Below are 18,548 nucleotides of genomic sequence, written 5' to 3'. Positions count from 1 at the left end.
TGGTCACCCGCGAGCGATGATCAACGGACAGTCGACGCGATGAGCCAGCGATCGGACGGTGGATCCGAGCAGTCTGTCGCTGAAACCGTTGCGGCCGGTCGAACCGACGACGACGGCTTGGGCGCGCGGTGACACCTCGAGAATCTTCTCGACCACATTGCCGCGCAAAACTTTTCGCTGAACCACTAAGTCCGGATACTGTTCGGTCCAGCCGGACAGGCTCTCTGCCAACACGGTTCGGCCGTTCGACACGATCGCGTCGGATCTGTCGGTCTCGGACGCGTCGGGCGACAAGACCATTTCGTCCGTCGACACGTGGACTGCAACCAATTCTGTTCCCCGGAGCGAGGCTTCGTCGAATGCCAACCGAACGGCCTTCTGATTGTGCGGCGACCCGTCGATTCCGAGGACAACAGGGCCTCGTGGCGAATACAACTCGACGCTTCCCGGCACGATGACCACAGGGCAGTGTGCTTGAACGGCCACGGCGGTGCTCACCGAGCCGAGCAGTTCGGCGAAATATTCGCCGTTGCCGCGCGAGCCGACCACCATCATCGAGGCATTCGAGCTCTGATCGAGCATGGCCTGAATCGTCGGTCCCACAATCGATTCGCTCATGATGGCGAGCGCGTCCGGGTTCTTCACCGAACGTCGAGCAACCAGCGAAGCCCAGGCCAGGATCGACTCTGCGGCTGCATGCTCCTCGGAGCCGATGTGAGACGGCAGCGCGACGAAGCTGGTGTACAGGACTTTGACTTGGTATGCGGACACCAGCTTCACCGGTACCCCACGCAGCTCGGCCGCACGCGCGGCCCAACCGACTGCGTCGAGCGACGAGCCGGAGCCGTCGACACCGACGACGATCGGGGACTGCCTCGAGGTACTCATGCGTGCGGGACGACGAGGACGGGGCAATGGGCATGCCGCAGTAAGGCGGTCAGCGTTCGTCCCGGCACTCGGTCTCGTTCGTGACCGACCACCATCAGCTGGGCTGTCTCGGACATAGCGACCAGTTCCGATTCCGAGTCGGCCTCGGCGTACACCGACGCCACGCGAATGTCCGGGTAGTCGTCCCCGAAGGGTTCGAGCCGAACGTCCATTGCCGATTCGGGATGAAGCCCGTCGGCAGGGCCACTGAGAGCAGCCGTGAGAATGGATGCGACAGATTGGATATGCACCGCCAGCACGCTGGCCTCTCGCATCGATGCCTCGCGGAATGCCTGATTCACAACGACATCGGTCGCCGATACCTCGATATCACCCAGCGCCGCGACTACCGGGCCGTGCCCTCGAGCGTCGAAGTGACGGACGATCGCCACGGGATGGGGCGATGCTTCCACCACGGCACCGACCATCGATCCGAGTACCCAGGCAGCCACCGCATTGCCGGTGGTGGTCCCCAGTACCAGCAATGACGCAGATCCGGCTTCGGTCGACATCACCGATTCGGGCCGGCCCTGCAGAACGACCGATTCCACTGCAACCGTCGAATCGGCCGCCGCGGCCACATCCACTGCGCGACTCAACGCCGATTGGGCGTAGTCAGCGTCGATATCCGGCGCTCCGTATACGGTTTCGGGCATTGCGTGTCTGTCGATCACGTGGACCAAGCGAAGTGACGTGCCCCGCCCGCGTGCCTCCTGTACGGCGAACCGGACCGCATCGAGTGCGGTCTCCGATCCGTCGATACCGACCGTGACCGGTCCGGTGGAATGTGAAGTGTTCATCAGGTGCCTCTCGATGGTGCGCGTCTACAACGAGAACGCTACGAGCGCAGGCACATCTGGCACAGCAGTCCGAGGTCATCGGAACTAGTGACCAAGGTCGTCCGCCGTCAGGGCAGCGGCACCGACCAGATCAGCTCCGTGCCAACTGCGTCGGCTGCGGACGGCCTGAGAATCACCGCGCCACCGCAATCGACCGCCCGGGCCTCGAGGTTGGCCAATCCACTACGAGTGACGTCCTCTGCCAGCCCGATTCCGTCGTCGGAGACCTCGATGCGGAGATCATCGCCAACAGCCAGGGTCACATTGACTGTGTCGGCCCGGGCGTGATGGACGACGTTGCTCACCGCTTCACGAATGACGGCGACGGCGTGGTCGGCGAGGGAACTGTCGATGACCGACAGCGGCCCGAACATGCGAACCACGGCGCGAATGGGAACGTTTTCGGTGAGTTCGAGTACGGCACCGTTGACGCGCTGCCGTAGACGCGTGGTCGAATGAGTTGCGCTCTGCAGATCGAAAATTGTCGTGCGGATGTCTTGGACGGTGTCCTGCAGGTCGTCGATGGTGCGAGCCAGACGCTGACGAATATCGTGGAGCTCGGTCTTCTGCAACGTGCTCTGCAGCGACAACCCGGCCGCGAAGATCCGTTGGATGACGTGATCGTGGAGGTCCCGGGCAATCCGGTCGCGATCCGCGAGGACGTCCAGCTCATGCATTCGCCGTGTGGTGTCGGCCATCTGCATGACGAGCGCGGCCTGGTCGGCGAAGCTGGAAATGAGATCTAGTTGAGAGTCGTTGAACACCGGTGCGCCCTTGCGGCGCAACGTCACCAAGACGCCTCGCACGCCGTCCGCTACCCGTAGTGGCGAGATCAGCGCCGGGCCGAACGTGTCCGCAACGTGCTCGTTGGGCCCGTAGTCCAAGTTTTCCTTACGGGTAGCGGTCCGAAGACGATATGCCGCACCGGAACTCGATCCCTCGATCGGGATAAGCGAACCCACCAGAGCGTCTGAGTCGTGCCCCTCGGCGACCGAGATGTTCAACCGGGAAACGACATCGGCGTGCTGGTCCGCATCGGCGGGAACAGCGATGAACGCAGTGTCGGCCCTGGTGAGATGCAGGGCTCGTCTCGACACCATGTGCAGGACTTCGTCGATGTCGCTGCCGGCCAGCAGTTCGGTGCCGATGTCCCGCATCGCTTCCATCCACGATTGACGGATCCGCGACTCCTCGTACAGGTGTGCGTTCTCGATCGCGATTCCGGCCGCCGAGGCGAGAGCTCGCGTCACCACCTCGTCGTCCTCGGTGAACTGGGCTCCGTCCTTCTTCTCGGTGAGGTACAGGTTCCCGAACACCTCGTCGCGCACCCGAATAGGAACGCCGAGAAACGATTTCATCGGCGGGTGGTTGGGCGGAAAGCCCACCGCTTCCGGATGTGCCGAGAGGTCGTCGAGTCTCAGAACATGGGGTTGATCGATCAGCAGACCCAGCACACCTCGGCCGGTAGGTAGGTGGCCGATGGCTTCGCGAACGTCCTCGTCCATACCGTGATGGATGAACGCTTTCAGATCGTGTCCGTCGCCTCGGACACCGAGTGCACCGTACCGGGCACCGACTAGGTTGACTGCCGACTCGACGATCGACCGCAACGTCACTTCCAGGTCGAGGCCGGAGGTGATGACGAACATCGCGTCGAGCAGACCGTCCGCCTGCACGCGCGCATCCGCGATACGTCCGATTCGGTCCTGCACCTCGGCCAGCAGTTCGCCGAGTCGGAGCTGAGGCAGTCCGGAGGCGTGGTCGCCGTTCCGATCATCCATCCGACGCCGTTTTCTGTTGCGTATCGGCCAACCTCGACGCATACACCGCGGCCTGCGTGCGGCGCTCCATCCCGAGCTTGGCGAGCAGCCGGGAGACGTAGTTCTTCACTGTCTTCTCCGCCAGAAACATTCGAGAGGCGATCTGTCGATTCGTCAGCCCCTCCCCCAGGAGGTCGAGCAGTGTCCGTTCCTGCCCGGTGAGATGATCGATCGGTCCGGGAGCGGCCGTACCCGCCCGCAGCTTGTCCATCAGCGCTGCCGCCGCGCGATTGTCCAGCAGAGACCTACCCGAGCCGACGTCCTTGATCGCGCGGGTCAGCTCCATACCGGTGATGTCTTTGACGACGTATCCGCTCGCGCCGGCGAGGATCGCGTCGAGCATGGCTTGATCCTCGGTGAACGAGGTCAGCATCATGCATTTGAGATCGGGGAGTCGGTCGAGTAATTCACGGCAGAGCTCGATGCCGTTGCCGTCGGGCAGTCGAACATCGAGAACGGCGACGTCCGGCCGCAACGCGGGAATACGAGCAAGTGCCTGTGCGCAACTTCCGGCTTCACCGATCACAGAAAGATCGGGATCGGAATCGATGAGATCGATCAGACCTCGACGCACGATCTCGTGATCGTCGACCAAGAACACTGTGACCACGTCCAACCCCTCACCCGCGTCCTCTTGGGCGCAACTCCCCCAACACTACGGACCCGCGGGCGAGGGAGCTTCACCTTTGGTCATCGAAACTGGAGCCGAAAGTCCCTGACGTCGGTGTAGTTGTCCTGGCGCGCGGACACCGGGCCGAAGTGTTTGATGGATCTCTGACACCACCACGAAGGGAAACACCAAATGGGCATACCCCACACCGTCGTCGGAGTCGACGGTTCAGCCGCGTCTCTGGACGCTGTCCGGTGGGCCGTGCTCGATGCCGAACTGCACGGCTCCGACCTCACGATCGTCTCGGCCGTCCCGACAGTTCTCACGGGCCTCGATGCCCTGCCCGAACGGACATCCGCGCATCTGAGGTTCGAAACGAACCGCATTCTGGACGAGGCGATGTCGATAGCTCAGCCGAGGGGGTCGGCCGTGTCCACCATCGCCGTCGACGTACTTCTGTCGGACCGGCCCGCCGCTGCCACCTTGCTCGAGCTGTCCGAGACGTCTCGGATGGTTGTGATCGGGACGCGCGGACTCGGTGCAGCACAGCGCAGTTCGCTGGGTTCGGTCAGCGTTGCACTGAGTACGCATTCGCACTGTCCGGTCACGGTCGTACATGCGTGGCCGACGGGTGGCTACACACAGTCCGAAGCGGTCGTCGTCGGCGTCGATGGAACCTCGGCCGCCATGGCCGCGGTGGAGTGGGCATTCGAGGAGGCCGAAGTACGAAGCGCGCCGGTCACAGCAGTACACGCATGGGCCGATTCCGATCTGTCGATAGGGATGTCGGTTCCCGGCCTCGAATGGGCGGTGCACCGCCCCGAAGCCGACGACGTCTTGGCAAGGGCCGTCGATGATTGCGCGCGTCGGCATCCGACGGTGGCACTGCGTCATGTGGCGGTCAGAGACCGCCCGGTCCACGCACTGCTGGACCACGCGCAAAGCGCCCAGTTACTGGTGCTGGGAAGTCACGGTCGCGGAGGATTCACCGGAATGATGCTCGGCTCCACCAGCCGCTCGGTGATGGCACGCGCATCGTGTCCGGTCACCATCGTGCCAAGTGCCGCCCGCAACAGAACGTTGACTTAATCGGACAACAGCGTGAGGGCTTCTACAATTGCTGCGGACTGGAAGACATCGTCGGTTGCAACATCATGGCGGCAACGGGACTCGACCCTCGGTTTCAAACGCTCATGGTTGGCGACTCCTTGATTCAGCACCCACAATCACCACCTCTTACAGTGCCCATGGTCGACGACGGCACGGACTTCGTGCTGCTGGGCGGGGACCAGATACGAGAGACCGGGCACTATGGTCGTTCCACGTTCGCGCCCCTCCCGGTGGGAGAACTCGACTGATCGAGCGCGGAAAAGATTCGCATGCAGCAACACTGAAGGGTCGCCTGTTCTTCGGACGCTACTTGGGCGAGCCCATCGGATTCGTCATGGCCAGAATGATGCTGCGCAAGCATTGCTGCGAATGCTACTGCGGCGCAGAGCGTCTAGCTTTTCCGCAGCACTCCACCCAGGCTCCGTAGGTCCTCGAGGATCGCAGGTACCCGAGTCATCAGGGAGACGTGCCCCTCTCCCTCGATCAGATGGGCCTGCGCTCCCGCTACGTTCGCGGCGAGCCACCTAGCGTGCGCGAACGGAACCATCGTGTCCAGGCTGCCCTGCCAAATCGACACCGGGGTAGTGATGGCACGCAGGTCGAAACCCCAAGGGCGCGTGTGGGTCAGGTCGTCGTCGCGCCAGCCCACGATCCCTTGACGGCCGGCCGCATTCACCGACGCAGCGAGATACTCCGTCAATTCGTCGGTCAGCGCAGCGCGGTCGACCGGTGGAGCCAAGGCTCCCAATCCGGCCGCCACCTGATCCGGCGTGACACTGAAGAAACCTCTGCGGACATCGAGAAACGACTCCAGTGCCGACGCACCGGTGAAGACGGCCGTGTACTCATCGACGTTCTCTTCGGCCATTCCATCGCGTATGTCACCGTCGTACTCAGCGGTCGGCGCTATCCCGACGCAGCAGGCAGCGGCCAGGCATCGTCCTGGCAGCATCGCAGCGCATGCCAGTGCTCGCGGTCCCCCACCCGACCAGCCGATTGTCAGGAACTCATCGATCCCGAGGTGGTCGAGCACCGCCGCGGTGTCGGCGGCGTCGTCGGCAACCTGGGCAGTGGTTGCACCGTTCGGGCGCGGAGACGACGTTCCGTACCCGGGCCGTGAGTAGGACACGACCCGGAGTCCCTGCTCCACCGCAGCGCGTTCGAGGGTCGAGAACGGCACCGCACCCTGCGGTGTGCCGAGGTGGTAGACGAGCGGAAAGGCGTCCGCGGGGCCGGTGTCGAGCACTTCGAGGTTGCGGCCGTCTGATGTCTGGACGAGGACGGTCATCGGCGTTTTTCCCTGGCTCATACTGCACGCCGTCCGGCCGCGATGTCCTCGGTTCGACGGTCGAGAACCGTTGTGCCCGAGATCCCGTCGAGCACGTTCTGCGCATCGTCGAGCGCACCGATGGATGCCAAGTGCCCGGTCGCCCAGGCGAAGGTGCTGCAGGCCTGCACTTTCGGGCCCATCGACTCGGCCGCGAAGGCGGCGGGGTCCAGTTCGTCGACATAGACGTTGCCCAGCGGCTCCGCCTGCGCGGTGCCGAAGTGGTCGACGACAGCGGGCACGTCAGTGAGAATCAGCAGACGATCGGCACCGCAGTCGAGGGCGATCAGCGTCGCGGTCAGGTCCTTGTCGATGACCGCATCCACTCCACGCAACTGGCCACTCGCTGCCTCGACGACAGGGGCACCGCCACCGCCGCCACAGAGTACGACGGAGCCGGCCTGGACCAAGCGCGTGATCGATTCCTGCTCGATCACGCGAATCGGGCTGGGCGACGGTACTGTTCGACGCCACCCTGTGCCGTCGGGAGCGATGGACCAACCGTGCTCGTCCACGGCGGCGCGGGCTTCGGACTCCGTGTAGACGGCTCCGACGAACGTGGTCGGATCTGAAAAGGCCACGTCGTCCGGATCCACGAGTACCTGCGTGGTCAGGTTGACGATCGGTTTGACGATGCCCGCGTTGCGCAAGGCCTGCGACAGCCAGTAACCGATCATGCCCTGGCTCTGAGCTCCGACTGCATCCAACGGGTAAGGGCGTACCAATGCCGCGTGCAAGCTGCTCTCCCGGGCGAGTGGCCCCACCTGAGGTCCGTTGCCGAGGCAGATGACGACTTCGTGTTCGCGAACGATGGGTGCGAGAGCGATTGCCGCCGAACGAACATGCGCGAGTTGTTCGGCGGTGTCGGAGCGCTCGTCGGAACGAAGCAACGCGTTTCCGCCGACAGCAATGACGACGCGCATGTCAGCTACTCACTGCCGTGACGAGAACTACGCGAGTGATGTGCATCAGGTCCATGGTCAACAGGTCTCCTCGTAGCCGGGTGCGGCAGTCTGTCGAATCTGCGCACGCCACCAGCGTGCGTGTTGCGACTGCCCCAGAGCCACGGTCGGATGCCCCCGCACCGCTGCCGAAGGTCCTTTTCTACGAATTCGAGTGGAGGGCGTTCGGAGTCCATGCGGTGCCACCGTCCGAGTCCCACCGTTGGGCGGCGACGACCGGATCGGTGAACGGAGCGACGTCCGTCAGCGTCAGACCGAGTAGTTGCTGTACGGATTCCGTATTCCCGTACTCCCCCGCGCACCGCAGAACGACCTGTGCGGCAGGCTCACTCAGCTTCTTGGGTATCACCAGCAGCGCCAACCTGATTCCATCGAGGCTCCGCACACCGAGAGTGTGGGCCGGCTGCGAGCGGTACCCGTCCAACCGGACGCTTCTAGAACCGACCATGACGCGCCTGGGCGCGTGCTGCCACTCGTCCAACCTGTACAGCACCCGGTCGATCGGACCGAGGAGCCGAGTCAGAGCGGCAACGAGTTCCGGAAGTTCGTACTCGAGATCATCGCTGTACGAACGCCATCCACCGTCCACCTCGCCGGCCGAGGGTGTCCCGGGACCGGGCACGGTCAGGATCAGACGACGGTCGGGATCCGACGGCAACGCACGGTCCCCGTTCGCGAGTGGGCCGATCGTGGTGGTCGGGCTGTGCATCATGGTGATCCGATCGTGTCGATGGACAGGCAACATGCTCTGCCCATTCGAAGGTTATCGACGCTGCAGGTCGCAGGACAGGGTAGGAGGTACTCGAAAGAGAGGCCACGTGGCGCGTCGCGAATGTCGTTCCGGGAAAACAGGAAGTCGATCACCTTCGGCCGTGCCTGTGGGTCGTAAGTCCCTATTCGGCGGCGGTCCCGCAGCGCAGAGTGATCATCGAGCAGTCTCCCTCCACGACAAAGGACCACCCGGCATGATTCTCGTTCCTTCACTCGACAGTGCCGGACCCAACACGTTGGAGGAGCTGTTCGCCGCGCGATATGCGCGCGGCGACTTGGATCGAGTGCAGTACCTGACACAGATGGATGGCCTTGCACTGCGATTCAACCGAACCCGAACCAACATTGACAGGACGTCCACATGCGAATCCTGATCGCAACAGCAAGCCGCCACGGTGCCACCCGAGAAATCGGACAGTGGCTGGGCGCATCCATTCTGCGGGAAATGTCGAACGTCGACAGCACGACGACAGTCGACGTTCGTGACGCCGTCGATGTCGACAGCATTGCCGAGTACGACGCCGCGATCATCGGCAGCGGCGTCTACATGGGCCGATGGCTCCGAGACGCACGTTCGCTGATCGCCAGGGAACAAGCCGAACTGGAAGCGATTCCTGTGTGGCTCTTCTCGAGTGGCCCGGTGGACGGCAGCACGCCTACGAAGACTCAGCCTAAAGAGACAAAGGCCGACTGGGCAATCGAGCATCGTGTGTTCGGAGGCAAACTGGACCACTCGAGGTTGTCACGCTTCGAGCGTGCGGTCGTTCGGCTGATCAAGGCTGCGGACGGTGACAGCAGATCACCCGCAGATGTTGCCCGATGGGCCGAAGCCATCAGCGGCATCCTCACCGAACGACTGGTCTCCTCACCCGAGAAAGGCCGATCGTCATGACCGCTACCGAGCCGACCGGCCGCCCCATCGTGGTGGGGGTCGACGGATCACCCTCCTCGATCCTTGCCCTGCAACGCGCACAGCATCTGGCCACTGCCTTGTCGACCACGCTGGAAGCAATCCATGTCTGGCAGTACCAGCCGTACATGGACACCGGCTATGTCATCGAGGTCGAGCCCGCGGAAAATGCTGTGAGGGTACTCGCCGAGGCCACGGCTGCTGCATTCGGCACCGACGTGCCCGCAGGTCTGAAACAGGTAGCGAGGCAGGGTTCTGCTGCGAAGGTCCTGCTCGACGCCAGCCACGACGCCGAGATTCTCGTTGTCGGGAGCCGAGGCCACGGCGGCTTCGTCGGTCTGCTCCTGGGTTCTGTCAGCTCGCAGTGTGCCGAACATGCGCACTGCCCAGTGCTTGTGGTCCATTCGAGGGATCATCTCTAGCCCGGGCACCACCGGGGCGATCCCTTCACACATCGCCACGGTGGCAGTCGCATCCGCGTTGATCCGCGTGCGAGAACTGTCCCGATCGATCGACTTCTATTGTTCGGTGTTCGAGTTCACCGTTTCCATCAGGGAGGAAGACGCAGCTCTACTGTTGGCCCGGAACGGTTTTCAAATCTACCTGCACGCGGACCCGACGTCCGTGCAGCGACCGATAGGAGCTCTCGGAGTCAACGAGATCATGTGGGCCGCACAACGCATGGAGTCGCTCAACGAGATTGGTACTCGACTCCGAAAGTGGTATCCGTCGACGTACTCGCACAGTGAAGGCGGGGTCAGCTACGTCGACGGCTGTGACCCGGACGGAAACCGAGTACTGGTCGCGTATCCCAGTCCAGTGCAGTTGCCGCGCAGCGTCATTGCCCATCGTTTTCGCTGAGCGTTCGTCCGGCGCAGGCCCTACGGTAGCTGAGGCGGGAACCAGCCACGGGCATCGCTCAGGGTGCGCCCGGCTTCCTCGACCGTCGATCGGTTCCAGCGCTCGGCAAGTCTGCGCAATTCTGCACGCGCTTCGGCAACCGTGCGGCCGCTTGCAACGAGAACACCGATCGCCTGGTTCACCTTGCTCACGTCGGCGAGAAGACGCGGGTCGGCCGGTACGTAGTCGGTACCGCCGCTGCGGACCAGGTGTCGGTCCAGCACAGCCGAACCCTCCGAGAGCCCGAGCGCGAAGCCCACATCCGCTGCGAAGTCGACAAGCGCTCCGGCTGTACCGGAGAGGATCAGCAGTTGTCTGGCCGAAGGCGAATCCGGAAGACCGGCGAGGGTGAATTCGAGCGACGATGCAACGGCCCCCTGATGCGGGCGGCTCGTCGCTATCGAAACGTCGAACCGTTCACCGTCGACGATCAACGTCAGGGTGATCGAGACCACGGCCGAGACGGCGACATCGATGTCGGCTGCCAACTGCCCGGCCAAACGCGCGAGATCGACGGTCGAGTTGTCCAGTGATTCGGTCAGTGTCGCAAGATCGTCCAGCAATCGAGGCCGAAGTTTCATCGAGAATCCAGGTGCGGCCCAATCGCCTATTCGATTCTTCCGATACACCCGCAGCGTCGTGCCCGGGCAGATATGCCGGCGCGAGGAAAAGTCGGACTCGATTCCTGGGGTTGCGCCTGCAACGGCAACGCTACGCTCTTATTTGCGTGAACGTGAGCGAGCCGCCTTCATCGCCTCGCCCACCATGGCCTCAGCGATCACTGCGACCTTTTTGTGCTCGCTCTGGCTCAGCGATCGGAGCTTGTCGTATCCCTCGGCACCGGTGCAACCGCTTCGACTGATGAGAATCCCGATTGCCTGATCTATCACGGCCCGGCTGTTGAGAGCCCTTTCGAGTTGCTCGGTGAGCCGGGCAGCGCTGGCCAACGCACGTGCGTTCTGCACCGAGATCGCAGCCGGAACCGAAAAGAGTTCGCCCAACTCGGCGGCGCGGGCATCGAAAGCGTGGGGCCGGTGTGCGTAGACATTCATTGCGCCGAGCACGCCGCCTGCGGTGATCAGCGGTAGAGACAATACGCTGTGCACTCCCAAACGACCGACTTTCGGACCGAATTCCGGCCACTGCGGGTCGGTTTCGAGCGAACCGGATCGAACGGTGATGCCCTCGGCGGCCGCCGTGATGCACGGGCCCTGGCCGAGTCCGTACTGGATGTCGTCGACGACACGGACGAAATCTGCGCTCGCGACGATCGTGTCGGGGCGGTCAGGATGCAGGAGCGTCAATCCGGCACCGTCCGCGCCGGGAATGGCCCGCACCGCGAATTCCGCCACGTGAGAGAGGGTGTCCGACAAAGACAGATTGGCCATCGATAATTCGCTCAGGTCGGCCAGGCTCGACCGGAGGTCGTCTTCGTGTTCTTCTGCGTTCATCACCGCTCACTCCGTCGTGGGCACACATACCTTTCGGGTATGCGCCTGCCCACCTCGAACCCTACGGCCTGTGCCGCACTGGCGTACCCCGTCCACCGGTCGAATGGGGTACGCCACCGTATGTGCAGAGGTCAGGCCGGCGAAGCGATGGGACGGTGTTGATCAGCTTCTTGTCGACGAACTCTTCGATGCCGGCGGAGGACAGCTCTGACCGTATCCGGACTTCTTGATGCCCCCGAACGGCAGTTCGGCTCGCGTCCAGGTCGGGTGGTTGACGAAGACCATTCCGGTGTCGACCTTCTCGGCGAGTGCCTGTCCTTGTTGGACGTCAGCGGTGAAGATGGACCCACCGAGCCCATAGCTGGAGTCGTTGGAGATGCGGACAGCGTCATCGGCGTCGACAGGTCTGCAGATCAACGCGACAGGGCCGAAGAATTCCATGTCGTATGCCGGATTGTCCGAGTCCACCTACCCGCGTGAGAAGGCAAGGGGTTGATTGCGTGAAGAAGTCGAGCAAGTAATGCTGTGACGTTCCCGAACAGCCTCGCGGCTCGACATCAGAACTCGAAGACCTGGCGAGCGGTGACGCGGCCACCCATGAGGTCGTCGAAGCATTCGTTCACTTCGTCCAACTTACGCGACACGGCAGACACCGTGGTCCGTCCGGCCTCGTGTAGTGCGAACACCTCACGCAGGTCCTTTCGGGTACCGACGATCGACCCGAGGACGGAGATTCCGCCGACGACCGTCTCGAAGATCGGGACCGGGAACACACCGTGAGCAGGCATCGAGACGCACACCAGTCGACCGCCGCGGCGAAGCGAACGGAAGGCCTGATCGAACACGCTCGGGATGACGGCCAACACGATGGCCACGTCGGCTCCGCCGAGTGCCTTGATCTCCTCGACGGGATCGACCTGCGACGAGTTGACGGTGTGATCGGCACCGAGTTCACGAGCAAGTTCGAGCTTGTCGTCCTCGATGTCCACTGCAGTGACGAATCCGCCGGCGATCTTGGCGTACTGCACGGCCATGTGTCCCAGTCCACCGACACCGAATATCGCAACGCGTTGAGCCGGTGCTACCCCGCCGACTTTCACGGCCTTGTAGGTGGTGACGCCGGCACACGTCAACGGGGCTGCATCGAACGAGGAAATGCCTTCGGGAACGCGGACGACGTATCGCGCATGTGCCACAGCATATTCGGCGTACGCGCCATCTATGGAGTAGCCGCTGTTCTGCTGTGTCTCGCACAGCGTCTCCCATCCGGACACGCAGTGGTCGCATTCCCCGCATGCAGACCCGAGCCACGCGATCGCAACGCGTTCGCCGATTCGGCTCTCGTCGACCTGCGATCCCACTGCCTCGATCACGCCGATGCCCTCGTGTCCCGGAACGAACGGCAGTGTCGGCTTCGCAGGCCAATCACCCTGCGCTGCATGGATATCGGTGTGGCAGACCCCGCATGTCTCCATCTTCACGAGCACCTGCTCGGGTGCGGGTGTCGGGATCGGGATGTCCTTGACGACCAGAGGTCCGCCGAACTCGGTGACGACTGCAGCTTTCATGGTGAGTTCCTCCAACTGTGCAAACCGTGCCGTTCTCGACGCTCGAGCGATGCACTGATGCCGATCATGGCGACTACTGCCACCTCGGATGTAGGGCCGGAAGTCACCGACGAGCGAGGACAGATCCCGGTCTGTCGGTTGACGGGTGAAGTGCCCGCCCATCGTGGTCTTTCGGCCCTGGTGCGCACCATTCACGCGCAACACACTGATGCTCATGACCGCTGCTACCCATCACGAACCGAACACCTGCGGCCCATGAGTCTGTGGCGCAAACACCCGGGCGTCCGTACCGGCGACGCACTGACCACCGGTGAACGAGCCGCGGACTTCGTCAGAAACGGAATGGGCTCCTGGCCGTTCGTATTTCTGTTTCTCGCCGTGATGGCGCTGTGGGCCGCGTACAACACGAGCGACGGCTTCGATCCGTATCCCTTCATTCTGCTCAACCTGTTTCTGTCGATGATCGCAGGACTTCAGGGTGCGATTCTGCTGATCTCGGCGAAGCGTGCCGACTCGGTGAGCAGCGAGGTTGCAGTGCACACTCTGTCGAATACGGCACTGCTGCAGGAGATGATCGAGGCGAACACCGTCCTCACCGAATCCGTGGCTCGGTTGGCATCGGAGATCCACGAGCATGTCTGCCCGTCCGCGGTGCGGTCACGATGACAGAGGCCGAACACATGCAGCATCGATTCTGGTCACGGACCGGCTTGGGTGACATTGCCGTCGGCATCGACGGATCTGACGCATCCCGAGGTGCGAGCAGGTGGGCGGCCGATCTTGCCCATGTCACGAACGCCAGAATTCGGCTCGTACATGCACTGCCACAACACCTCTCGCATGCCGATACCGATCGCGAGAGGTCCGATTCGGAGAATCGCATAGCGGGCCGTCGACTCCTGCGCTCGGCCCGGTCTGAGATTCACGACATCGATCCCGATGTCGTGGTCGACTCGATTCTGTCCGGCTCGCCCATCGCTACATTCCTCGGCTCGGTCTCGCATACCGCCGATCTGGCGGTCATCGGCGGGCATCGATCGGGCCCGCTCAGCGATATCGTGTTCGGGTACAAAGCAACCCGCATCGTCGCGGAATCGGACTGCCCCGTTGTCGTCTGGCGACCCCACTCCGCCGCCGCGAGCAGAAAGCCTGCCGTGGTGGTGGGCGTCGACCACTCGGACTCCTGCACCAGGGCGATCGACGGAGCGTTCTGGTTCGCCCACACTCTCGGCCTTCCACTGACAGCACTCCAACTCGACTCGCACCGCCATGGCCCGAAGGCCGGTCGTAACCGTGCACCGCTCGACCGGCTGCAGAAAAAGATCGCGCCCGCCGCTTCCAGGTTTGCCGATGTCACAGTGCACCTGCACTGCATCGAGTCCTCCGCGGAGCACGCGCTCGTGCGTGCTTCGGCGTCGGCGCAGCTGGTCGTCGTCGGAAGCCGCGGCCTGGGTCCGATTACCGGGCCGCTCCGTGGGTCGCTCGTGCACTCATCGCACTGCCCTGTTCTCGTTGTACATTGAGGCGAGGCTCGCCAGTATGTCTCGTGCCCAGTTGCATACTCGAATCCAGTCGCGGAAGTCCCCTTCGGCGGCACCGGACGAGGCGAACACCAGTTGCTCACCGTGCGACAGCTCTGCCACATCCAGCTTTCCGGGAAAGGTGCAGTGTGAGAACGCATGCAACGCGGTAGTCGCTCGCGCCGCATCGGGCGTGTCGTTGACGGGCCGGTCCAGTGAATGCAAGGGTCCGCACGAGAACAGCCACACGGGCGGATGCGGCTTGTCCGCCAACTGTGCGACCAGGTTGTTGACCATCGGAATCCACCGGTTCGACTAGACAGCGCTCCCGATCACCAGCGCGTCGTAGCCGTCGACGCAGTCCACGGATTCCGGTGCACGTACGTCGACATCGACGCCGCTGTGCTCGAAGACACGTGCCAATTCCCGACCCAGCGTGTCCGTCGCTCCGTGGCGGTCGGCGGTGGAGACGAGTATCTTCATGTCGCCTCCGAAATGAGGTACGCGGACTTGCCCGCAGCCACCGTCATCCGCCATCCGCGGATCGCAATGACGAATCCCAGTACCCCGAACGATCCCTGCAGCCAACTCGTCTCACCGGTCACCGCCGGTTGCACGACGATCCAGGCAACCAACAACACACCGGCGATGTGAGCCATCGGCCCCGACCTTCCGCCGCCGGCGAACGCAGACACCGCAGCAAGCCCCATCGGAATACCGACGACGAGCACCAGCACGAGTGCCGCGAGCGCGGTGCTGGACATGGGCAGACCGTCCTGTGCATTGGGGCTCAAATCGATTGCGCCCGAAACTAATCCGATCGCTGCGCCGAAGGCGTTGATCGACACGCCTCCGCAGACTGCGCCGAGCCACGGCCATCGTCGGTTGCGTTCGGTGGCCATCTGCGTTGTCGATATCATGGTTCCAGCTTGACCGATGATCGTCCAATACCGCTAGGGCACAAAGCCCTTGATCGAATGCAGGCTGTACGAGGGGACCCGAGCGCCGAGGCCCCTCGTCCAGCGACCGGATCAGACGAGCGGGGGCTCGTCGCGGCCGGCTGCCTCGGCCGCATCGGCATCGACCTTGGTTGCATAGGACGCGCCTGCTGCGTGTTCCGGCGGGCCGTACACGGTGTAGAGGACGAGCGGCTCGTCACCGGTGTTCCTGAAGTTGTGTTGGGCACCCGCAGCGACGGCACACAGATCACCGGCTTCGACGCGATGTGACTGGCCGTTCAGTACGGCTTCTCCGGTACCGGCTACAAAATTCAGTATCTGGTCGGTGGTTTCGTGTACCTCGTCCCCGATTTCGCCGCCGACCGGAATCGTCATCAACACGATCTGCGCGTACTTACCGGTCCACAACACCTTGCGGAAGTCCGGGTTGGCCCGGGCGATGTCCTCGATCGTGTAGTGGGCCACATTGCCTTCGATGGTGAATTGATCTGTGCTCATTGAAGAATCCTGTTCTCTTGTGTTTCCGTTGATGTGGTGGTCAGATCGTCTTCGGCGGCCGTAGGTAGCGTCGACGACCTCTGTAGCAACCGCATGGCGTTGGCGATCACGACCAGAACCGAACCCTCGTGGACCAGCATGCCGATCGACATCGTCACGCCGCCGAAGAAGACGCCTGCCAGCAGCACTGCGACTGTGAACAGTGCAATTGCTATGTTCTGGCGCATGACGGCAACGGTGCGTTTGGCCAGCAGGATGGATTCCGGGAGTTTGAGCAGATCGTCGCCCATGAGGGCTATGTCCGCTGTTTCGACTGCCACCGCCGAACCGGCGGCACCCATGGCCACGCCGATGTCGGCTGTTGCCAGAGCTGGAGCGTCGTTGACGCCGTCGCCCACCATCGCAACCGTGTGACCTCGGCGTTGTAGCTCCGACACCGCGTTGAGCTTGTCTTCCGGGAGAAGTCCCGCGTGGATCTCGTCGATGCCCGTCGCCGTGCCCACTGCCGCGGCAACCAGACGGGTGTCACCGGTCAGCATGACGACCTTCTCGACGCCGGCAGAGTGCAGTTGCCGAACCATCTCGGCAGCCTTGGGTCGGATTCGATCCGCCACTGCGACAACACCGACGACGGACCCGTCCACCACCACGATCATCGGCGTCTTACCCTGACCGGCGAATTCGGCCGCCGCTGCTGCAGCGCCGCGATCATCGGCAATGCGGTACTGCGCCAGCAGCGCGTCGTTTCCGACCAGGATGCGCGTGCCGCCGAACCGGGTCGCGATTCCCTTGCCCGGCACCGGGGTCACTTCGCCAGGGGTACCGACAGGCGATACCCCCTCGTATCGAGCGGCATCGAGAATTGTCTGCGCCAGAGGATGTTCGGAGCCCAGCTCCGCGGACGCTGCCAACCGGAGTACATCGCCACGCCCGAGGCCGTCCGCCAGGACGGCGATATCGGTCAGCTGTGGGTGGCCTTCGGTCAGCGTTCCGGTCTTGTCCACCGCGACGGCCGAGATCTTGGCCGACGTTTCGAGGAACTCGCCGCCCTTGATGAGGATGCCGTTGCGAGCGGCCCTTCCGATTCCGGACACGATTGCGACCGGAATCGAAATGACCAGCGCACCAGGGCAACCGATGACCAGCAGAGTCAATCCCAGCACTATGTCGCCGGAGACAATTCCAGACGTGATTGCCAGAACCATGACGGCCGGGGTGTACCAGGTGGAGAACCGGTCGATGAACGCTTGTGTCTTGGCCTTCGCATCCTGTGCTTCTTCGACGCGATGGACGATGCGCGCCAGTGTCGTGTCGGTACCGACACCGGTGGCCTCGACCTGCAGGAAGCCGCCACGGGACACCGTGCCGGAGAACACTCGGTCCGATTCGGTCTTCTCGACCGGGATGGACTCACCGGTGATCGACGCCTCGTCGATCACTCCCGTACCGGCGACGACGAGTCCGTCCACCGGCACTTTGGAGCCGTTCTTCACCAGAACCCGCTCGCCCATCCGAACCTCGGATGCCGAAATCTGCTGCTGCTCACCGTCACGAACGACGATGGCGAAGTCCGGTGCAACGGCAACCAATTCGCTCAGCGCAGAACGCGTCTTGTCGAGCGTGGCGGCTTCGAGAGCGTGACCGATGGCGAACAGGAAGGTGACTGCTGCGGCCTCCCAGAAATTTCCGATGACGATCGCGCCTACTGCCGCGATCGACACCAGGAGGTCGATAGCCACATGTTTGACCATCAGAGCCCGATAGGCTGCGATCGCGATCCGGTAGCCCGCGAGGACAGCCGCGGCCAGCATGAAGACGCTGGCCAGCGTGATCGGCGATTCCCCGCTCGGGTCATCGCCGGTATCGATCCACCAGTGGTCGAAAAGAATCGGATCGAGTGTCGCGTCGAAGACGTGATCGAGCAGCAACGACAGGGCGATGAGCATACCGGCGGCCGTGGGAATTGCCCACTGGCTCAGTGCCCATCGCTTGAACGCGGTCACAACGCCGACAGGCGCGCGGTGAAACCGGCCTTCGCTACAGCGGCGACGATGTCACCGACGCTGGTGATGTCCGCGTTGTGGTCGACCTCGATGCGGGCCGAGGCGAAGTGCACCTGGACCTTCTCGACACCCGCGAGTCGGCCGACCTGCTTTTCGACCTTCGCCACGCACGAGGGACAGCTGAAGCCGTCGGCGCGAAAGACGGTGTGGGTCAGTGTTGCAGTGGATGCTGGGTTTTCTTGCTTTTCGTTCGTCACAGGTTCTCGTTTCGGTTGCAGAGCCCTCGAAACTCGGGGCTCGAATCGAGCATGCGCTCCGGCGAACCGGTCGGCACACGGCCGGACTGCCTCGAATCGGGGGTACAAGGTCCCGG

General features: G+C 63.2%; 23 protein-coding genes. 6 read left to right on the top strand and 17 right to left on the bottom strand.

Annotated elements, in window-relative coordinates; translation table 11 throughout:
• Positions 1-3 precede the first annotated feature (3 nt).
• The 4 genes from AB0O58_RS13750 to AB0O58_RS13735 form a co-directional block, all read right to left on the bottom strand.
• Positions 4-888, bottom strand: a complete 885-nt coding sequence (locus AB0O58_RS13750; RefSeq protein ID WP_032400698.1) for a universal stress protein — start codon at positions 886-888, stop codon at positions 4-6.
• The gene (locus AB0O58_RS13745; protein ID WP_032400697.1) at positions 885-1,727 is read right to left on the bottom strand and encodes a universal stress protein; all 843 of its coding nucleotides are present in this window, start codon (positions 1,725-1,727) and stop codon (positions 885-887) included. The genes AB0O58_RS13750 and AB0O58_RS13745 overlap by 4 nt, the downstream gene beginning before the upstream one ends.
• Before the next feature lie 107 nt (positions 1,728-1,834).
• On the bottom strand, positions 1,835-3,547 hold the full coding sequence (locus AB0O58_RS13740) for a GAF domain-containing protein (protein ID WP_032400696.1): 1,713 nt from the start codon (positions 3,545-3,547) through the stop codon (positions 1,835-1,837).
• Complete coding sequence (locus tag AB0O58_RS13735) at positions 3,540-4,196, bottom strand: response regulator transcription factor (RefSeq protein ID WP_032400695.1); 657 nt, start codon at positions 4,194-4,196, stop codon at positions 3,540-3,542. The genes AB0O58_RS13740 and AB0O58_RS13735 overlap by 8 nt, the downstream gene beginning before the upstream one ends.
• Before the next feature lie 192 nt (positions 4,197-4,388).
• Here AB0O58_RS13735 and AB0O58_RS13730 point away from each other — a divergent pair, with 192 nt between their 5' ends.
• Positions 4,389-5,285, top strand: coding sequence for a universal stress protein (locus tag AB0O58_RS13730; protein WP_032400694.1), 897 nt, complete (start codon positions 4,389-4,391; stop codon positions 5,283-5,285).
• A gap of 412 nt (positions 5,286-5,697) precedes the next feature.
• On the opposite strand, the gene AB0O58_RS13725 is transcribed toward AB0O58_RS13730, so the two are convergent.
• The 3 genes from AB0O58_RS13725 to AB0O58_RS13715 form a co-directional block, all read right to left on the bottom strand.
• The gene (locus AB0O58_RS13725; RefSeq protein ID WP_366238280.1) at positions 5,698-6,594 is read right to left on the bottom strand and encodes an alpha/beta hydrolase; all 897 of its coding nucleotides are present in this window, start codon (positions 6,592-6,594) and stop codon (positions 5,698-5,700) included.
• A 17-nt stretch (positions 6,595-6,611) separates the two neighbouring features.
• Positions 6,612-7,556, bottom strand: coding sequence for a carbamate kinase (locus AB0O58_RS13720; protein WP_032400692.1), 945 nt, complete (start codon positions 7,554-7,556; stop codon positions 6,612-6,614).
• A 181-nt stretch (positions 7,557-7,737) separates the two neighbouring features.
• Entirely contained in the window at positions 7,738-8,307 is a 570-nt protein-coding gene (locus AB0O58_RS13715) for a DUF5994 family protein (RefSeq protein WP_366238279.1), read from the bottom strand.
• A gap of 420 nt (positions 8,308-8,727) precedes the next feature.
• Here AB0O58_RS13715 and AB0O58_RS13710 point away from each other — a divergent pair, with 420 nt between their 5' ends.
• From AB0O58_RS13710 to AB0O58_RS13700, 3 genes are read left to right on the top strand one after another with little or no spacing between them, the layout of a single operon-like run.
• Complete coding sequence (locus AB0O58_RS13710) at positions 8,728-9,258, top strand: flavodoxin domain-containing protein (RefSeq protein ID WP_032400690.1); 531 nt, start codon at positions 8,728-8,730, stop codon at positions 9,256-9,258.
• Positions 9,255-9,698 carry a universal stress protein gene (locus tag AB0O58_RS13705; protein ID WP_032400689.1) on the top strand — a complete coding sequence of 148 codons (444 nt, stop codon included), beginning with the start codon at positions 9,255-9,257 and terminating at the stop codon, positions 9,696-9,698. The genes AB0O58_RS13710 and AB0O58_RS13705 overlap by 4 nt, the downstream gene beginning before the upstream one ends.
• 40 nt (positions 9,699-9,738) lie before the next feature.
• Positions 9,739-10,137 carry a VOC family protein gene (locus AB0O58_RS13700; RefSeq protein ID WP_230593487.1) on the top strand — a complete coding sequence of 133 codons (399 nt, stop codon included), beginning with the start codon at positions 9,739-9,741 and terminating at the stop codon, positions 10,135-10,137.
• 20 nt (positions 10,138-10,157) lie between these two features.
• Here AB0O58_RS13700 and AB0O58_RS13695 read toward each other — a convergent pair whose 3' ends face one another.
• From AB0O58_RS13695 to adhP, 4 genes are all read right to left on the bottom strand, one after another.
• Positions 10,158-10,757, bottom strand: a complete 600-nt coding sequence (locus tag AB0O58_RS13695) for a hypothetical protein (protein WP_032400688.1) — start codon at positions 10,755-10,757, stop codon at positions 10,158-10,160.
• 138 nt (positions 10,758-10,895) lie between these two features.
• Positions 10,896-11,627: a GAF and ANTAR domain-containing protein gene (locus AB0O58_RS13690; protein ID WP_052061577.1), complete on the bottom strand. Its 732-nt coding sequence runs from the start codon at positions 11,625-11,627 to the stop codon at positions 10,896-10,898.
• Between the two features lie 162 nt (positions 11,628-11,789).
• Positions 11,790-12,095: an aldehyde dehydrogenase family protein gene (locus AB0O58_RS13685; protein ID WP_230593486.1), complete on the bottom strand. Its 306-nt coding sequence runs from the start codon at positions 12,093-12,095 to the stop codon at positions 11,790-11,792.
• 89 nt (positions 12,096-12,184) lie between these two features.
• Complete coding sequence (gene adhP, locus AB0O58_RS13680) at positions 12,185-13,195, bottom strand: alcohol dehydrogenase AdhP (RefSeq protein ID WP_032400816.1); 1,011 nt, start codon at positions 13,193-13,195, stop codon at positions 12,185-12,187.
• Between the two features lie 66 nt (positions 13,196-13,261).
• Between adhP and AB0O58_RS13675 the strand changes: the two genes are divergently transcribed.
• Both AB0O58_RS13675 and AB0O58_RS13670 read left to right on the top strand, forming a co-directional pair.
• Positions 13,262-13,861, top strand: a complete 600-nt coding sequence (locus AB0O58_RS13675) for a DUF1003 domain-containing protein (protein WP_366238278.1) — start codon at positions 13,262-13,264, stop codon at positions 13,859-13,861.
• Positions 13,858-14,718, top strand: coding sequence for a universal stress protein (locus AB0O58_RS13670; RefSeq protein ID WP_032400684.1), 861 nt, complete (start codon positions 13,858-13,860; stop codon positions 14,716-14,718). Before AB0O58_RS13675 ends, AB0O58_RS13670 begins: the two co-directional genes overlap by 4 nt.
• Here the strand turns inward: AB0O58_RS13670 and AB0O58_RS13665 are convergent.
• The 6 genes from AB0O58_RS13665 to AB0O58_RS13640 form a co-directional block, all read right to left on the bottom strand.
• Complete coding sequence (locus AB0O58_RS13665; RefSeq protein WP_052061576.1) at positions 14,686-15,012, bottom strand: hypothetical protein; 327 nt, start codon at positions 15,010-15,012, stop codon at positions 14,686-14,688. The genes AB0O58_RS13670 and AB0O58_RS13665 overlap by 33 nt on opposite strands.
• An 18-nt stretch (positions 15,013-15,030) precedes the next feature.
• A complete protein-coding gene (locus AB0O58_RS13660) occupies positions 15,031-15,198 on the bottom strand; it encodes a hypothetical protein (RefSeq protein WP_155288719.1) in 168 nt (55 codons plus the stop codon).
• The gene (locus AB0O58_RS13655) at positions 15,195-15,635 is read right to left on the bottom strand and encodes a hypothetical protein (RefSeq protein WP_155288718.1); all 441 of its coding nucleotides are present in this window, start codon (positions 15,633-15,635) and stop codon (positions 15,195-15,197) included. The genes AB0O58_RS13660 and AB0O58_RS13655 overlap by 4 nt, the downstream gene beginning before the upstream one ends.
• Before the next feature lie 111 nt (positions 15,636-15,746).
• A complete protein-coding gene (locus AB0O58_RS13650; protein WP_032400682.1) occupies positions 15,747-16,172 on the bottom strand; it encodes a cupin domain-containing protein in 426 nt (141 codons plus the stop codon).
• Positions 16,169-18,175, bottom strand: a complete 2,007-nt coding sequence (locus AB0O58_RS13645; protein ID WP_032400681.1) for a cation-translocating P-type ATPase — start codon at positions 18,173-18,175, stop codon at positions 16,169-16,171. Before AB0O58_RS13645 ends, AB0O58_RS13650 begins: the two co-directional genes overlap by 4 nt.
• On the bottom strand, positions 18,172-18,432 hold the full coding sequence (locus tag AB0O58_RS13640; RefSeq protein WP_052061575.1) for a heavy metal-associated domain-containing protein: 261 nt from the start codon (positions 18,430-18,432) through the stop codon (positions 18,172-18,174). Before AB0O58_RS13640 ends, AB0O58_RS13645 begins: the two co-directional genes overlap by 4 nt.
• Between the last annotated feature and the right edge of the window lie 116 nt (positions 18,433-18,548).

The sequence above is a fragment of the Rhodococcus sp. NPDC080181 genome, assembly GCF_040702225.1.
Classification (GTDB): Bacteria; Actinomycetota; Actinomycetes; order Mycobacteriales; family Mycobacteriaceae; genus Rhodococcoides; species Rhodococcoides fascians.
This window is presented reverse-complemented; position numbering and strand designations above follow the sequence as displayed.

Excerpts from the sequence above, each read along its gene's own strand:
- AB0O58_RS13665 (WP_052061576.1), bottom strand. The coding sequence starts at position 15,012 with ATGGTCAACAACCTGGTCGCACAGTTGGCGGACAAGCCGCATCCGCCC.
- AB0O58_RS13750 (WP_032400698.1), bottom strand. The coding sequence starts at position 888 with ATGAGTACCTCGAGGCAGTCCCCGATCGTCGTCGGTGTCGACGGCTCC.
- AB0O58_RS13740 (WP_032400696.1), bottom strand. The coding sequence starts at position 3,547 with ATGGATGATCGGAACGGCGACCACGCCTCCGGACTGCCTCAGCTCCGA.
- AB0O58_RS13695 (WP_032400688.1), bottom strand. The coding sequence starts at position 10,757 with ATGAAACTTCGGCCTCGATTGCTGGACGATCTTGCGACACTGACCGAA.
- AB0O58_RS13715 (WP_366238279.1), bottom strand. The coding sequence starts at position 8,307 with ATGATGCACAGCCCGACCACCACGATCGGCCCACTCGCGAACGGGGAC.
- AB0O58_RS13705 (WP_032400689.1), top strand. The coding sequence starts at position 9,255 with ATGACCGCTACCGAGCCGACCGGCCGCCCCATCGTGGTGGGGGTCGAC.
- adhP (WP_032400816.1), bottom strand. The coding sequence starts at position 13,195 with ATGAAAGCTGCAGTCGTCACCGAGTTCGGCGGACCTCTGGTCGTCAAG.
- AB0O58_RS13710 (WP_032400690.1), top strand. The coding sequence starts at position 8,728 with ATGCGAATCCTGATCGCAACAGCAAGCCGCCACGGTGCCACCCGAGAA.
- AB0O58_RS13725 (WP_366238280.1), bottom strand. The coding sequence starts at position 6,594 with ATGACCGTCCTCGTCCAGACATCAGACGGCCGCAACCTCGAAGTGCTC.
- AB0O58_RS13660 (WP_155288719.1), bottom strand. The coding sequence starts at position 15,198 with ATGAAGATACTCGTCTCCACCGCCGACCGCCACGGAGCGACGGACACG.
- AB0O58_RS13655 (WP_155288718.1), bottom strand. The coding sequence starts at position 15,635 with ATGATATCGACAACGCAGATGGCCACCGAACGCAACCGACGATGGCCG.
- AB0O58_RS13745 (WP_032400697.1), bottom strand. The coding sequence starts at position 1,727 with ATGAACACTTCACATTCCACCGGACCGGTCACGGTCGGTATCGACGGA.
- AB0O58_RS13675 (WP_366238278.1), top strand. The coding sequence starts at position 13,262 with ATGGCGACTACTGCCACCTCGGATGTAGGGCCGGAAGTCACCGACGAG.
- AB0O58_RS13720 (WP_032400692.1), bottom strand. The coding sequence starts at position 7,556 with ATGCGCGTCGTCATTGCTGTCGGCGGAAACGCGTTGCTTCGTTCCGAC.
- AB0O58_RS13690 (WP_052061577.1), bottom strand. The coding sequence starts at position 11,627 with ATGAACGCAGAAGAACACGAAGACGACCTCCGGTCGAGCCTGGCCGAC.
- AB0O58_RS13670 (WP_032400684.1), top strand. The coding sequence starts at position 13,858 with ATGACAGAGGCCGAACACATGCAGCATCGATTCTGGTCACGGACCGGC.
- AB0O58_RS13650 (WP_032400682.1), bottom strand. The coding sequence starts at position 16,172 with ATGAGCACAGATCAATTCACCATCGAAGGCAATGTGGCCCACTACACG.
- AB0O58_RS13730 (WP_032400694.1), top strand. The coding sequence starts at position 4,389 with ATGGGCATACCCCACACCGTCGTCGGAGTCGACGGTTCAGCCGCGTCT.